Below are 14,277 nucleotides of genomic sequence, written 5' to 3' on the forward strand. Positions count from 1 at the left end.
CCGCCTCGGGAACCACGCGCGTAGCTCGTGTCACTGCTTCGTCGGTGGGGGAGGCGGGGGCGGAGGGGATGGTGGAGGCGGTGCGGAGGACTGCTGTTGTGGTGGCGGTTGCTGTGGCGGTTGCTGTGGTGATTGCGCTTGCGGTTGTTGCTGAAACAGCGGTTGTTGCTGGAGCAGTGGTTGTTGTTGGGCTCGTTCCAGGAAGCGCAGCAGTTCCACCGGGAAGGGCAGCACCAGGGTGGAGTTCTTCTCGGCGGCCACCGCCACCACCGTCTGCAGCAGCCGCAGTTGGAGCGCGGAGGGTGTGTCCTCCATCTGCTGGGCCGCCTCGGCGAGCTTCTTCGACGCCTGGAGCTCCGCGTCCGCGTTGATGATCCGCGCCCGCCGCTCACGGTCGGCCTCCGCCTGACGGGCCATCGAACGCTTCATCGTGTCGGGCAGCGACACGTCCTTGATCTCCACCCGGTCGATCTGCACGCCCCAGCCCACCGCGGGGCTGTCGATCATCAGCTCCAGACCCTGGTTGAGCTTCTCCCGGTCGGACAGCAGGTCGTCCAGCTCGCTCTTGCCGATGATCGACCGCAGCGAGGTCTGCGCCATCTGCGAGACGGCGAAACGGTAGTCCTCGACGTTGACGATCGCCGCCGCCGGGTCCACGACCCGGAAGTAGACCACCGCGTCGACCCGCACGGTCACGTTGTCACGGGTGATGCCCTCCTGCGCGGGCACGGGCATCGTCACGATCTGGAGATTGACCTTGCGCATCCGGTCGATGCCGGGGACCACCATGGTGAAGCCGGGCCTGCGCACCTCGCCGACGACCCGGCCGAGCCGGAACACGACCCCGCGCTCGTACTGCTTGACCACCCGCGCGCCCGCCGCCACATACGCGCATCCTGCGGCGCCGACCGCCGCGGCCGCCGACAGCAGCTCCTCGACCATGACGACCTCCTCCACGAGAGGTCCGAAACGCCTTTTCTGCAAAGATATGCCCGCCGTCGGGTCCGGGCCACGTGTTGTACGCGGCTGTGTGCGGCTCTGTGCCGGACTCGACGACGGGCAGGGGACCATTCGAAAGCGCTTCGGCGGCCTTTTCCGGCGGCCTCAGGGTCGGCCTTTCCGGAAGCGTTTCCCGAGGCGGTTCCCGAGGTGTTGCTGGAACCGTTTGCCGAGGTGTTTCACGAGGTGTTGCTGGAAGCGGTTTCCCGCGACCTTCCGCAAGCCTTGCTGGAAGCGGTTTCCGGAGGCCGGGCCTCGCCGGAGGGGGGCCTTGCCGGAAAGCCATGCCGGAAGCGTTTCCGGCAAGGCCCTCCTCCGTCCTACGCGGCCATGGTGAGCCGTACCGGTTCCGTGCCGGCGTCGCTGTGCCGTTCGGCCCAGCTCTCCAGCGCGGTCCGGCAGGCGTGGTCGAGGTGGTGCAGGCCGGAGAGGTCAAGTTCGACCGGGCGGTCCTGCGGCAGGGACTCGAGGCTGTCCAGGATCTTCGGCAGCCGCAGGAAGGTCGCGTTGCCCGACAGGTAGGCCTGGACGGGTCCGGCGCCCTTGTCGACGATCTCCATCTTGATGTGCGAGGCCTCCCAGGCCGTCTTGACGATCGCCAGCGCGAGGCCGATCAGGACGCCCTCGAACATGCTGACCGCGACGATCGACACGGCCGTGACGACCAGGATCAGCGCCTCGCCGCGGTGCTCGCGCCACAGCGACACGATCGAGCGGACGGGGACGAGCTTGGCTCCCGCGTGCACGAGGATGCCCGCGAGGGCCGGGATGGGTATGTAGGCGAGCACGTTCGGCAGCAGCGCCGCGAAGAGCAGCAGCCAGACGCCGTGCAGCACCCGGGACGCCTTGGTGCGGGCGCCCGCCTGGACGTTGGCCGCGCTGCGCACGATCACCGCGGTCATCGGCAGTGCGCCGAGCACACCGCAGACGGTGTTGCCCGCACCCTGCGCCAGCAGTTCCTTGTCGTACTCGGTGCGTGGTCCGTCGTGCAGCCGGTCCACCGCCGCCGCGCTGAACAGCGACTCGGCGGACGCGATCAGCGTGAAGGCGACGATGGTGCCGAGCAGGCCGACGCTCGCCAGTTCGCCGAAGGCGTCCAGGGACGGTGGCTGGATGGAGCCGAGCAGACCGTGCACCTCGACGGTGGCCACGGGCAGGTCCAGCACCAGCGCGGCGAGCGTGGCGAGACCGACCGCGGCGAGCGGGCCGGGCACCGTGCGCACCTTCGCCGGCAACCGCTTCCACAGCACCAGGACGGCGATGGTGCCGATGCCGACGGCGAGCGAGGCGAGCGCGCCGGTGCTGTCGAAGGCGTCCACGAGAGCCTCCGGCAGCCCGGCGATCTTCTCCAGGCCGGATTCGGGCGCCTTGGTGCCGATCAACGAGTAGAGCTGTCCGGCGATCAGCACCAGGCCGATCCCGGCCAGCATGCCCTCGACGACGGAGACGGAGATGGCCCGGAAGTAGCGCCCCAGTTTCAGGGCGCCCATCGCGATCTGGAGCACGCCGGTGGCGAGCACGATCACGCCGAGCGCGGGCAGCCCGAACTCCCGCACCGCTTCGAAGACCAGCACGGTCATACCGGCCGCCGGGCCGGACACCTGGAGGCTGCTGCCCCGCATCAGGCCGGTGACGATGCCGCCGACTATGCCGGTCACCAGTCCCAGCTCGGCCGGCACACCGGAGGCCACGGCCACGCCGACGCACAGCGGCAGCGCGACCAGGAAGACGACGAGGGAAGCGGCGAAGTCCTGCTTGAGATGAGGGAACTTGGTCATCGGGTTCCTCACAGGGCCTCGAAGGAGTCGGTGTCGACGCGGTGTTCGCGCACGGCACCGGTGTGGACCTCGTAGTACCAGCCGCGCACCCGCAGCCGGCCGTCCGCCAGCCGCTTCTCCACGCAGGGGTAGGAGCGCAGCCGCAGCAGCTGGGCGAGGACGTGGTGCTGCACGGCCTGCGCGACGGTCGGGTCGCCGGTGTCGGTGGCGGTGGGTTCGTCGGCGGCGTGCGCGAGCCAGGCGCGCACGGCGGGGACGGAGTCGAGGTCGTCGCCGCGCACGAGCGCGCCGACGGCACCGCAGTGCGAGTGGCCGCAGACGACGATGTCCTGGACGCCGAGGACTTCCACCGCGTACTCGATGGTGGCGGCCTCGCCGGTCGGGGATGGGGAGACGTACGGGGGAACGATGTTGCCCGCGGTGCGCAGCTCGAACAGCTGGCCGGGGCGGGCGCCTGTGATCAGGGCGGGGACCACCCGCGAGTCGGAGCAGGTGATGAACAGGACCTCGGGGGACTGGCCGTCTGCGAGCTTGGCGAACTCCTCAGGGCGCTGTCCGAACGTACGGGCGTTGTCGATGAGGGGCTGCATACGTGGTGATTCCTCCTGGCGCGCCGTGGGGGCGCGTCGGACGGGCAGGACAGGTGGGGGACTGTTGTTCTGCGCCGCTCTCAGCAGCGGAAGACCTGAAGTGCCGCCGGAGAGTGGGCCGTCGAGGATCTCGACCAGTGCCGGTGGTGGTCGCCCCGGTGGGCGGGGTGGTGCCCGGCCGCCTGGCTCTGGACGGACCGGTCGCGCTCGGGCTGCTGGGGCGCCGTGTCGGCCGTGACGGTGGTGCGGTGCCGGTCGCGGGTGCCCAGGGGGCCGAAGGGCTCCTCGGACCGGCCGCAGGGGCGGGCGGTGAGGATCTCGTCGCGCGCGGGTTTGGCGGAGGGCTTGATCCCGGGCTGGGCCTTGGCCTCGACATGACGGGCCGTGTGCGCTTGTGCGAAGGAAGACGTGAGTGCGAAGAACGGGAGCGCGAGCAGGGCGGCGGCGAGGACCGACACCACGGTCCGGGTCGTAGTACCTCGGAACATGCGCCCCCTCCCGGCATCTCGCACCTCTAGTCCAGACCAACGGTTGGTCAACCACTGGTCAAGAAACACGTTAACCCTGCGAAGTTGTTTGCAGGGTTAACGCGGCGTTTCGAAAGAAAGTGCGCCTCAAAAGCGAGGGTCGAGTGGCGTGAACCGACCCCCCACCAGGGGGATGACGCTCAGACGGGCTCGACGAGCCCCTTGGCGTCGCGGGCCAGCGCCGTGAGGCGGGAGATTGCCCGGAAGTACTTCTTGCGGTAACCGCCGTTCAGCATCTCGTCGCTGAACAGGCGGTCGAACGGCAGCCCGGAGGCCAGCACCGGGACCTCACGGTCGTAGAGCCGGTCGGCGAGGACGACCAGACGCAGGGCCGTCGACTGATCCGGAATCGGCCGTACGTCGGTGAGGCAGACCGCTTTCAGACCATCGGTCAGCGCGCCGTAGCGGCTGGGGTGGACCCGGGCGAGGTGGTCGAGGAGGCGCGGGAAGTCGTCGAGCGAGGATCCAGCGGTGGCGTACGCCGCCTTCGTGACCTGTTCCTCGGAGTACGGCGCCGGCGCCTCGGGCAGGCCGCGGTGGCGGTAGTCCTCGCCGTCGATGCGCAGGGCGCGGAAGTGCGCGGACAGGCCCTGGATCTCGCGCAGGAAGTCGGCCGACGCGAACCGGCCCTCGCCGAGCTTGCCCGGCAGGGTGTTGGAGGTGGCCGCGAGCGCGACGCCCGCCTCGACCAGCTTGCCCAGCAGCGTCGAGACCAGGACGGTGTCGCCGGGGTCGTCCAGCTCGAACTCGTCGATGCACAGCAGCCGGTGCCCGGAAAGGGTCCGCACCGTCTGCTGGAAGCCGAGGGCGCCCACCAGGTTCGTCAGCTCGACGAAGGTGCCGAACGCCTTGAGCGCGGGCTCCGCCGGGGTGGCGTGCCACAGGGAGGCCAGCAGGTGGGTCTTGCCGACGCCGTACCCGCCGTCCAGGTAGACGCCGCGCGGGCCGGCCGGGATCTTCGGCGCCTTCGCCCGGCCGAGGCCGAGGAACCCCCGTTTGGCGGTACCGACGGCATGCGCCCCGCCGAGCCCCGCGGCGAAGTCCTCCAGGACCCCCACCGCCTGGACCTGGCTGGGCTGGTTCGGATCCGGGAGGTACGTGCTGAAGCGCACCGAGTCGAACCGGGGCGGCGGCACCATCTCCGCGACCAGCCGGTCCGCGGGGACACGCGGCTCACGGGCGCAGAGGGACACGGGGGCCGCGTCGGCTATCGGTTCGAGGCCGGGGGCGCGATGGGAGGACGACACGGTTCCCCATGGTAAGCGCCGTGCCAGACTGCCAGGCATGCGACGGCTGTTCCCTGTGACCGACCAGACAGCGACCGACCAGACAGCGACCGACCAGACGGTGGCCGGCACTCCGGGGGAGGGGGGTGCGGTGACCGGGGCCCATGAGCGGAGCCCCGACGGGCATGAGTGGAGCCTCGACGAGATCGCCGACGCCTACGCCTATCCGGAGGCCGGACCGGGCGAGCACGTGCCCTGGCTGCGCGCCAACATGGTCTCCACCCTCGACGGGGCCGCCCAGCACGACGGACGCTCCCAGCCCATCTCCAACGCGACCGACATGCGGGTCTTCGGCACGCTGCGGGCGCTCGCCGATGTGGTGATCGTCGGTGCCGAAACGGTACGCCAGGAGCAGTACCGTCCGGCACGCGCGCGTGCGGAGTTCGCGGAGCGGCGGGAGGCGGCCGGGCAGGGCGTCGCCCCGGCGATCGCGATCGTCAGCGCCGGCCTGGACCTGGACTTCTCGCTCCCCCTCTTCACCTCCCCGCTCGTCCCCACGCTGATCCTGACCGGCGCGGCGGCCGCCCCGGACCGGGTCGCGGCGGCCGAGAAGTCGGGCGCCCGCGTGGTGACCGCCGGTGACGGCATGGGCGTCGAGCCCGCACGGGCCGTCCGCGCCCTCGCCGACCTCGGGCACACCCGGCTGCTCACCGAGGGCGGACCCCGGCTGCTCGGGCAGCTGGTGGCCGCCGGGGTGCTCGACGAGCTGTGTCTGACCGTCTCCCCGATGCTCACGGCGGGCGGCGCGCAGCGCATCGCGGGGGGACCGGCGGTCGCGGTTCCGCAAAGGTTCGCACTGGTGTCTCTTCTGGAGGAGGACGGGTTCCTCTACAGCCGGTACCGGCGGGCCTGATGTGCCAGGTGGAAAGGGGTGTGACCGGGCGCGGCCGGGGAAGGCGGGGGCGACACCCCAAGAAGCCGAATTCGGTGGAATCTGCCGTTCCGGTTAGCTTCGGGTGGGCAGACTAGGACACGCAGACCCCGTGCGAGCACGGGGAAGGATGGTTTCCGCAGGCCTTGACGGCCCACGGAGGACTGAGGGCCACGGGGGTCCTCGAAGGAGAATGAGGCGCTGGTGTTCACAAGCGTTTTGATGATCGAGAAGGCCTTGACGTCCGCCGACGTGGAGTTCGTCACCACTTTGCACGGGGACGAGCCGGTCTCCTTCCACGTACTGCTCCAGCCTCGCGGCGATCAGGCGGACCGCTTGCTGCGGGCCATCGACGACGTCGCGCTCGGCGAGCTGGACGAGGCGGCGAAGGAGCGCGAGACGCCCGAGGGCGCCGAGGCCAAGGGGTTCGGGGTCCGGGCCCTGGACGTGTCCCTTCAGGCGCTGCACGCCGCCGGAAGCGAGGCGGTGGGACGGCTGGTGGAGGACCATCCGCTGGACGCGCTCAAGGCACTCGTCGAGGAGACCGGCGCGGACGAGGTGATCGTCCTGACCGATCCGCACTACGTGGAGGAGTTCTTCCACCGCGACTGGGCGTCGCGGGCCCGGCACAAGGTGGGAGTGCCGGTGCTGAAGCTGTTCTCGCACAGCAAGGTGTAACTGCCGTCGGCTGTGCGGGGGGTGATGCGTCGTGGGGGTGCGGGTGGCTGGGCGGCCGGCGGCGGTTCGTGGCTGGTCGCGCAGTTCCCCGCGCCCCTGGGTGGGCTGTGGTGGCCCTTGCGGGAGGGCTGCTGTCGGCTGGGTTCGTGGCCGGTCGTGCGGGTTCGCCGTGGGCCTGGGGTGTGCCCCTCGGTCGGTCCGGGGTGCTGTGCGGATTAGGGTGGGGGCGTCACCGTCGTACCGCATCTGGGAGAGACACGCATGGCACCCGGCCTTCCTTCCGCCATGGACCGACCGCACTTCATCGGCATCGGCGGGGCCGGGATGTCCGGGATCGCCAAGATCCTGGCCCAGCGCGGGGCCAAGGTGGCCGGCAGCGACGCCAAGGAGTCGGCGACCGCCGAGGCGCTGCGGGCGCTGGGGGCGACCGTGCACATCGGGCACGCCGGTGAGCACCTGGCCGACGACGCGAGCTGTGTGGTCGTGTCGTCGGCGATCCGCGCGGACAACCCGGAGCTGGCCCGCGCCGCGGAGCTGGGCATTCCGGTGGTGCACCGCTCGGACGCCCTCGCCCGGCTGATGGACGGCCTGCGGCCGATCGCCGTCGCCGGCACGCACGGCAAGACCACCACCACCTCCATGCTGGCGGTCTCCCTGTCCGAGCTGGGCCTGAACCCCTCGTACGCCATCGGCGGCGACCTGGACGAGCCCGGTTCCAACGCGCTGCACGGCGACGGCGAGATCTTCGTCGCCGAGGCCGACGAGTCGGACCGCAGCTTCCACAAGTACGCCCCCGAGGTCGCGATCGTCCTCAACGTGGAGCTGGACCACCACGCCAACTACGCGTCGATGGACGAGATCTACGAGTCCTTCGAGACGTTCGCCGAGAAGATCGTCCCCGGCGGCACGCTGGTGATCTCCGCCGACCAGAAGGGCGCGCGGGAGCTGACCCGGCGGGTCGAGGGCGTGCGGGTGGTGACGTACGGCGAGGCCGAGGACGCCGACGTACGTGTGCTGTCGGTCGTGGCGCAGGGGCTGAAGAGCGAGGTCAGCGTCCTGCTGGACGGGCAGCAGCTGACCTTCGCGGTCTCCGTGCCCGGACGCCACTACGCGCACAACGCCGTCGCCGCGCTGGTGGCCGGCGTCTCCCTCGGGGTGCCCGCCGCCGAGCTGGCGCCCGCGCTCGCCGCCTACACCGGCGTCAAGCGCCGCCTCCAGCTCAAGGGCGAGGCGGCCGGCGTGCAGGTCATCGACTCCTACGCGCACCACCCGACGGAGATGACGGCCGACCTGGAGGCGATGCGCGCCGCCGCGGGCGACGCCCGCATCCTCGTCGTCTTCCAGCCGCACCTGTTCTCCCGGACCCAGGAACTGGGCAAGGAGATGGGGCGGTCGCTGGCCCTCGCGGACGGCTCCGTCGTCCTCGACATCTACCCGGCCCGCGAGGACCCGATCCCGGGCGTGACCAGCGAGCTGATCATCGACGCCGGGCGGGCCGCGGGCGCCGCGGTGACCCCGGTGCACGACAAGGACGAGGTGCCGTCGGTGATCGCGGGAATGGCCGGCCCCGGTGATCTGGTTCTCACCATGGGCGCGGGTGACGTGACGGACCTGGGCCCGCGCATCCTGGACCGTCTCGCACAGAAGTAGAGGGGTTGGCCACCATGTCGTACGACGTCGAGAAGCCCGACGAGCAGTGGCGGGCGGAGCTGACCGCGGCCGAGTACGCCGTACTGCGCCAGGCCGGGACCGAGCCCGCGTTCGTCGGGGAGTACACCGACACCAAGACGACCGGCGTCTACTCCTGCCGGGCCTGCGGCGCCGAACTCTTCACCTCCGACACCAAGTTCGAGTCCCACTGCGGGTGGCCGTCCTTCTTCGACCCGAAGGACACCGACGCGGTGGAGCTGATCGACGACCGCTCGCACGGCATGGTGCGGACCGAGGTGCGCTGCGCGCGCTGCGGCTCGCACCTCGGCCATGTCTTCGAGGGGGAGGGCTATGCCACCCCCACCGACCAGCGGTACTGCATCAACAGCATCTCGCTGCGGCTGACGCCGACGGAAGGCTGACACCGGCCGAAGGCCGACGCCGACGGAAGGCTGACACCGGCCGAAGGCCGACACCGGCCGAAGGCCGACACCGGCCGAAGGCCGACGCTCCCTCATAGAGCCCCCGCTCCTCACAGCACCTTCCGCTGCACCAGCGCCGACAGCACCAGCATCCCCGGCAGCAGGGGGAGCCAGACCGTCAGGACGCGGTAGCCGATGACGGTGGCCGTGGCGAGGGCGAGAGGGGTGCCGTAGCCGGCCAGGGTGAGGACCAGCGCCGCGTCGATCGGGCCGATGCCGCCGGGGGCCGGGACCGCGCCCGCGGCGGTGCTGGCGGCCAGGAACGCGAAGACCAGCTGCGGCCAGGACAGCGGGACGCCCAGCGCGGTCCCCACCGAGGCGACCACGCAGGCCTGGAGCAGCGGTGCCGCCATCGCCCCTCCCCACAGCGGGAGGAAGCGGCCGGGCCGGGTGTGCAGATGCCGGGCGTCGGTGAGGGCCGTACGGACGAAGTCCAGCGCCGGGCGGCGCAGGGGCCGTACCAGCGTCAGGACGACCGCGGCCGCCGCGGGCACGAGGAGGATGCCCCCGACGGCCAGCATCAGGGTCCGCCCGTCGGGGAGGACCGTGACGGGCGGTACGGCCGTGGGGGCGGCCAGCACGAAGACCAGCAGCAGCGGGGTCTTCGCCAGGGCTCTGACCAGGGAGTACAGGGCGATCGAGGTGGTCGCGCGGGGAAGCGGGACGCCCTGGCGCAGCAGGAAGCGGACGGTGACCGCGTGTGCGCCGATGCTCGCCGGCAGCAGGTGGTTCGCGGCGCCGGCGGCGATCTGGGAGGCGAGCAGCAGGCCCTTGGGCAGCCGGTCGGGAACCGCGCCCTGGCGGACACAGGCGGCGGCGACCCAGCCCAGGCAGGTGAAGACGAGCCCGGCCAGCAGCCACCAGGGGTCGGCGGCGGTGAGGCGGGCGGCACCGTCGCGGACGGCGTTCCAGTCGATCGCCGCCCAGATCCCGAGCAGCAGGAGCGGCAGCAGGCTCAGGGCGCGGCGGGCGGTGGCCGAGCCGAGGGCGCGGCGGGCGGGCGAGGCGGGCGGCGGGGGGCGGTCGTCCGCGCGGGGGAGCGGGGAGGCGGGACCGTCGAGCGGCATCAGGGACACGGCGCACGGCGTCCTTCCGCGTCACGTCCGCGCGCGGCGGCGTGACGGATCGGGGCGGGCCCGCCCGGCGGGTCCCCGCCGCCCGCCCGGGGGCGGGCCGCACGGCACCGCACCACGGCGGGCACGGCCGGGCCGGGCGGCGGCGCACGGCCGGCGGGAACTCGTCGGGCGGACCCTGGACGGGGGAGGCGAGGGGACGGGAGGGACGGGGGGAAACCTTCCCCTCCGGTGTGACCGTGCGGTGTCCGGTGACCGACGGGGTGCGGGCGGAGGGGCGACCGCGGTGCTGTGAGATGTCTGCCCTGCGCTCGGGCCGCTCATCCGTGAGTGCGCGGAGGTGGAGCGTCGAGGCGCGGAGACGGAGTGTCGTGGGGCCGATGCGACCGTCGCGGGTCGGAACGCGGCCCGGGTCCGTCCCGCGGGCCTCGTGCCGTCCGCGCCCCCGGCGCGTCCCCGGCGTGTCACCGGGCCGGCCGCAGGGGCAGCGTGACGGTGAAGACCGTGTGGGCCGGGTCGTCGCCCAGGTCGAGGCTCCCGCCGTGGGCCTCGACCAGGGAGCGGGCCACCGCCAGGCCGAGTCCGCTGCCGCCGCGGTCGCGGCTGCGGGCCTTGTCGACGCGGTAGAAGCGGTCGAAGACGCGGTCGCGGTCGCCGGGCGGGATGCCGGGGCCCTTGTCGGCGACGTGCACCTGTGCCGTGTGCGGGCTCACCGCCACCCGGACGGACACCGGGGTGCCGGCCGGGGTGTGCACGGCCGCGTTGGTGAGGAGGTTGTCCAGGACCTGCCGGACGCGCTGCGGGTCGAGCCGCAGCCGGACCGCAGCCGGGCCCGGCGCCACCGTCAGCGGATGACCGGGGTGGCTCGCGCGGAACGCGTCGGCCGCCTCCTCGACCAGGTCCACCAGGTCGGCGTCCTCCGTCCGCAGCGGGGTCTCCACCTCGGCCGCGTCCAGCCGTGCCAGCAGCAGGAGGTCGTCGAGGAGCACGCCCATGCGGGCGGCCTCGGCGCGCAGCCGGGCCAGGTGCCTGTCGCGTTCCGCGGGCGCGTTGGCGGGCGCGTACTGGAAGAGGTCGGCGTAACCGCGTACGGACATCAGCGGGGTGCGCAGCTCGTGCGAGGCGTCCGCGACGAAACGGCGCAGGCGCTGCTCGGCCTCGGCACGCACCGCGAGGGAGTCGTCGATGTGCTCCAGCATGGTGTTGAACGCCGTGCGCAGCTCCTCCACCTCCGGCCCGCCGCCGAGGGCGTCCGCGCGTACGTGCAGCCGGGACGCCGACTCGGTCAGGTTGTGCGAGGCGATGCCGTGCGCGGTGTGCGCCATGTCGCTCAACGGCTTCAGCCCGCGTCGCAGCAGCGCCCGCCCGGCCACCACCAGCCCCAGCAGCGCCAGGCCGAAGGCGATGACCTGCACGGTGACCAACTGCTCGATCGTGTCGTCGATGTCCTTCATGGGCGCCGCGCTGACCAGCACCACGCCGGGCTCGACCTCGCAGGCACGCAGCCGGTAGACGCCCTCACCGTCGAGTTTCACGGTGCGCAGCAGCTCGGTGTCCGAGTGCGCCATGTCCTCGGCCAACCGGGTGAGGGGCCGGGTGTCGTGCGGGATGTCGGCGGGCTGCCGCAGCACGGCCGAGCCGCCCGACACGTCGTACACCGCGGAGAACCAGCCCCAGTACGGCTTCTGCGTCACCGTGCCGTGCGCCGCGGCGTCCTTGGACTGCACGGTCTGGACGACCTTCATCTGGTAGCCCAGCTGGTGCTGCAGATAGTCACGCATGTACGCCGTCAGCGCGGTGCCCACCACCGCGAACACCACCAGCGACAGCGCGCCCAGCCCCAGTGCGAGCCGGGTGCCGAGCCGCAGCCTGCGGTACGACCGCCAGGCGCGGCGGATCACTCGGCGGCCTGCCGGACGACGTACCCGAACCCGCGCACCGTCTGGATCAGCGGGTCGCCCGTCGCGTCGAGCTTGCGGCGCAGCCGGCTGACGACCAGTTCCACCACGTTGGAGCGGCCGCCGAAGCCGTACTCCCACACGTGGTCGAGGATCTGCGCCTTGGTGAGGACCGTCGGCGACTTGCGCATCAGATAGCGCAGCACCTCGTACTCGGTCGGGGTGAGCGTCAGCATGCTGTCGCCGCGCCGGACCTCACGGGTGTCCTCGTCCATCGACAGGTCCCCGACCCGCAGCACCGACCGCTGGAACGCCGGGCCCGCGCTGCGCCGCAGCACGGTTCGCAGCCGCGCCATCAGCTCCTCCACCGCGAACGGCTTGACCAGGTAGTCGTCACCCCCGCGGGTCAGCCCCGCGACCCGGTCGGCGACCCCGTCCCGGGCGGTGAGGAACACCACCGGCACCATCGTCCCGGAGCGGCGCAGCCGGTCCAGGACGCCGAACCCGTCGAGATCGGGCAGCATGAGATCGAGCACCACGATGTCCGGGCGGAACTCGGCGGCGCGCCGCAGCGCCTCCTCGCCCGTGTTCGCGGTGACCGCGTCCCAGCCCTCGTAGCGGGCGACCGTCGCGACGAGATCGGCGATCGGCGGGTCGTCGTCCACCACCAGGAGTCGTACTTTTTCCACTCGCTCATAGTGCGCCACGCGGCGCCCGGCGCCAGACCCCGGTGGCCCGCGGACCCGGATCGATATCCTCTTGAAAGTTGTACGACAGGGTATCGACAGCAAAGGGCGGCGAAGCTCTATGTCCTGAGGACCCGATCAAGGAGTTTCCGTCCGTGACGACCGTCCAGTCGCCCCCCGTACCCCCCACGGCGATACGTCCCAAGGTCGTGGCCCGCACCGGCCTGTACGCCGTGCTGGCCGCGAACGCGGCCGTCGTGACCCTCTTCGCCGTCCAGGCCGGCTTCGCCTCCAACGCCCTGGTCGTGCTCGGCCGCTTCGCCGGCCTCTACGCCGCTCTGCTGATGGCGTTCCAGCTGCTGCTGGTCGCCCGGCTGCCCTGGCTGGACCGTCGCATCGGCATGGACCGGCTCACCAACTGGCACCGCTGGACCGGCTTCGGCCTGCTGTGGACGCTGCTCGGACACGTCGTGTTCATCACCTTCGGCTACGCGCAGTCCTCGTCCATGGACCCGGTCAGCCAGCTCGTCGACCTCGCCGAGACCGTCGAGGGCGTGTTCCGCGCGGTCGTCGCGCTCGGGCTGATCCTCGTCATCGGCGGCGTCTCGGCCCGCTGGGCCCGCCGCCGGCTGGCGTACGAGACCTGGCACTTCGTCCACCTCTACGCGTACGTCGCCGTGGTGCTCGCCTTCACCCACCAGGTCGCCGCCGGTACGACCTTCACCGCGACGTCCGCCGCCACGACGTACTGGTACACCCTGTGGACCGTCGCCCTCGGCTCGGTCTGCGTGGGCCGGCTCGTGCTGCCGCTGTGGCGGAACCGGCGCCACCAGCTGCGCGTCGAGGCCGTCGTCGCCGAGTCCGACAACGTGGTCTCCGTGTACATCACCGGCCGGGACCTGGACCGGCTGCCGGCCCGCGCCGGCCAGTTCTTCCTGTGGCGGTTCCTCACCAAGGACCGCTGGTGGCAGGCCAACCCGTTCTCCCTGTCCGCCGCGCCCGACGGCCGCACCCTGCGCCTGACCGCCAAGGCCGCCGGCGACGGCTCCGCCGGACTGCGCCACCTCAAGCCCGGCACGCGCGTCTTCGCCGAGGGCCCCTACGGCGCGTTCACCGCGATGCACCGCACCCGGCCGGAGGCCGTCCTGGTCGCCGGCGGCGTCGGCGTCACCCCCATCCGCGCCCTGCTGGAGGAGCTGCACGGCCACGCCGTCGTCATCTACCGCGTGGGCTCCGACCGGGACGCCGTCCTCTACGACGAGCTGCGCGACCTCGCCCATCTCAAGGGCGCCGAGCTGTACCTGGTCACCGGGCCGCCCGTGCCCGACCGGCTGGCCCCCGGCGAGCTGCTCCGCCTCGTGCCGGACATCGCCGACCGGGACGTCTTCCTGTGCGGCCCGCCCCCGATGATGAACGCGGTCCTGGGCAGCCTGCGCGCGCTGGACGTGCCCCGGACGCAGATCCACTTCGAACGCTTCAGCCTGGCGGGATGAGAGAGACATCGTGAAGCGAGCCATACCTGTCCTGGTCCTGTCCGTGGCCGGACTCATCCCCGTCTGGCGCTACGAGGTGTCGACGGGCACCGCGTCCACCGAGGTCGCCGCGCCCGCCTCGACGCCCTCCACCTCGTCCGCCGGGACCGCCGGGCCGGCCGTCGTCGTCAAGGGCACGACGGTGGGCACCGAGAAGGGTGACGTGCAGGTCGAGGTCACCTTCGAGGGTGGTGAGATCACCGCGGTGCGGATGCTGAGGCAGCCGA

General features: G+C 72.0%; 13 protein-coding genes and 1 pseudogene. 6 read left to right on the forward strand and 8 right to left on the reverse strand.

The features are described from left to right. Positions 1-30: 30 nt before the first annotated feature. The 5 genes from ACFWJX_RS00125 to zapE all read right to left on the reverse strand — a co-directional run bounded on the left by ACFWJX_RS00125 (position 31) and on the right by zapE (position 5,141). Positions 31-942 (reverse strand): slipin family protein, encoded by a 912-nt coding sequence (locus ACFWJX_RS00125; protein WP_383234417.1) that lies wholly within the window; start codon positions 940-942, stop codon positions 31-33. A 377-nt stretch (positions 943-1,319) separates the two neighbouring features. Continuing rightward, complete coding sequence (locus ACFWJX_RS00130) at positions 1,320-2,777, reverse strand: SulP family inorganic anion transporter (RefSeq protein WP_383234420.1); 1,458 nt, start codon at positions 2,775-2,777, stop codon at positions 1,320-1,322. Between the two features lie 8 nt (positions 2,778-2,785). Beyond that, a complete protein-coding gene (locus ACFWJX_RS00135) occupies positions 2,786-3,367 on the reverse strand; it encodes a carbonic anhydrase (RefSeq protein WP_383234423.1) in 582 nt (193 codons plus the stop codon). An 80-nt stretch (positions 3,368-3,447) separates the two neighbouring features. Continuing rightward, the gene (locus ACFWJX_RS00140) at positions 3,448-3,855 is read right to left on the reverse strand and encodes a hypothetical protein (RefSeq protein WP_383234426.1); all 408 of its coding nucleotides are present in this window, start codon (positions 3,853-3,855) and stop codon (positions 3,448-3,450) included. 179 nt (positions 3,856-4,034) lie between these two features. After that, positions 4,035-5,141 carry a cell division protein ZapE gene (gene zapE, locus ACFWJX_RS00145; RefSeq protein WP_383234429.1) on the reverse strand — a complete coding sequence of 369 codons (1,107 nt, stop codon included), beginning with the start codon at positions 5,139-5,141 and terminating at the stop codon, positions 4,035-4,037. Between the two features lie 37 nt (positions 5,142-5,178). On the opposite strand from zapE, the gene ACFWJX_RS00150 reads away from it, so the two are divergent. From ACFWJX_RS00150 to msrB, 4 genes are all read left to right on the forward strand, one after another. After that, complete coding sequence (locus ACFWJX_RS00150; protein WP_383234432.1) at positions 5,179-6,033, forward strand: pyrimidine reductase family protein; 855 nt, start codon at positions 5,179-5,181, stop codon at positions 6,031-6,033. Positions 6,034-6,255: 222 nt separating this feature from the next. Next, a complete protein-coding gene (locus tag ACFWJX_RS00155) occupies positions 6,256-6,729 on the forward strand; it encodes an indole-3-glycerol phosphate synthase (protein WP_383234436.1) in 474 nt (157 codons plus the stop codon). A 261-nt stretch (positions 6,730-6,990) separates the two neighbouring features. Next, complete coding sequence (gene murC, locus ACFWJX_RS00160) at positions 6,991-8,379, forward strand: UDP-N-acetylmuramate--L-alanine ligase (RefSeq protein ID WP_383234439.1); 1,389 nt, start codon at positions 6,991-6,993, stop codon at positions 8,377-8,379. Positions 8,380-8,393: 14 nt separating this feature from the next. Next, positions 8,394-8,801, forward strand: a complete 408-nt coding sequence (gene msrB / locus ACFWJX_RS00165; protein WP_383234442.1) for a peptide-methionine (R)-S-oxide reductase MsrB — start codon at positions 8,394-8,396, stop codon at positions 8,799-8,801. Between the two features lie 110 nt (positions 8,802-8,911). On the opposite strand, the gene ACFWJX_RS00170 is transcribed toward msrB, so the two are convergent. The 3 genes from ACFWJX_RS00170 to ACFWJX_RS00180 form a co-directional block, all read right to left on the reverse strand. Further along, positions 8,912-9,937 carry a YbhN family protein gene (locus ACFWJX_RS00170; RefSeq protein WP_383234445.1) on the reverse strand — a complete coding sequence of 342 codons (1,026 nt, stop codon included), beginning with the start codon at positions 9,935-9,937 and terminating at the stop codon, positions 8,912-8,914. Between the two features lie 461 nt (positions 9,938-10,398). Continuing rightward, positions 10,399-11,835 carry a sensor histidine kinase gene (locus ACFWJX_RS00175; RefSeq protein ID WP_383234448.1) on the reverse strand — a complete coding sequence of 479 codons (1,437 nt, stop codon included), beginning with the start codon at positions 11,833-11,835 and terminating at the stop codon, positions 10,399-10,401. Continuing rightward, complete coding sequence (locus tag ACFWJX_RS00180; protein ID WP_383234451.1) at positions 11,832-12,521, reverse strand: response regulator transcription factor; 690 nt, start codon at positions 12,519-12,521, stop codon at positions 11,832-11,834. Before ACFWJX_RS00180 ends, ACFWJX_RS00175 begins: the two co-directional genes overlap by 4 nt. A 152-nt stretch (positions 12,522-12,673) precedes the next feature. On the opposite strand from ACFWJX_RS00180, the gene ACFWJX_RS00185 reads away from it, so the two are divergent. Beyond that, a complete protein-coding gene (locus tag ACFWJX_RS00185; protein WP_383234454.1) occupies positions 12,674-14,011 on the forward strand; it encodes a ferric reductase-like transmembrane domain-containing protein in 1,338 nt (445 codons plus the stop codon). 10 nt (positions 14,012-14,021) lie between these two features. Next, positions 14,022-14,277, forward strand: a pseudogene (locus ACFWJX_RS00190) (FMN-binding protein); the annotation flags it as partial.

The sequence above is a fragment of the Streptomyces sp. NPDC058335 genome, assembly GCF_042723915.1.
Lineage (GTDB): Bacteria > Actinomycetota > Actinomycetes > Streptomycetales > Streptomycetaceae > Streptomyces.

Excerpts from the sequence above, each read along its gene's own strand:
- ACFWJX_RS00125 (WP_383234417.1), bottom strand. The coding sequence starts at position 942 with ATGGTCGAGGAGCTGCTGTCGGCGGCCGCGGCGGTCGGCGCCGCAGGA.
- murC (WP_383234439.1), top strand. The coding sequence starts at position 6,991 with ATGGCACCCGGCCTTCCTTCCGCCATGGACCGACCGCACTTCATCGGC.
- msrB (WP_383234442.1), top strand. The coding sequence starts at position 8,394 with ATGTCGTACGACGTCGAGAAGCCCGACGAGCAGTGGCGGGCGGAGCTG.
- ACFWJX_RS00150 (WP_383234432.1), top strand. The coding sequence starts at position 5,179 with ATGCGACGGCTGTTCCCTGTGACCGACCAGACAGCGACCGACCAGACA.
- ACFWJX_RS00140 (WP_383234426.1), bottom strand. The coding sequence starts at position 3,855 with ATGTTCCGAGGTACTACGACCCGGACCGTGGTGTCGGTCCTCGCCGCC.
- ACFWJX_RS00130 (WP_383234420.1), bottom strand. The coding sequence starts at position 2,777 with ATGACCAAGTTCCCTCATCTCAAGCAGGACTTCGCCGCTTCCCTCGTC.
- ACFWJX_RS00135 (WP_383234423.1), bottom strand. The coding sequence starts at position 3,367 with ATGCAGCCCCTCATCGACAACGCCCGTACGTTCGGACAGCGCCCTGAG.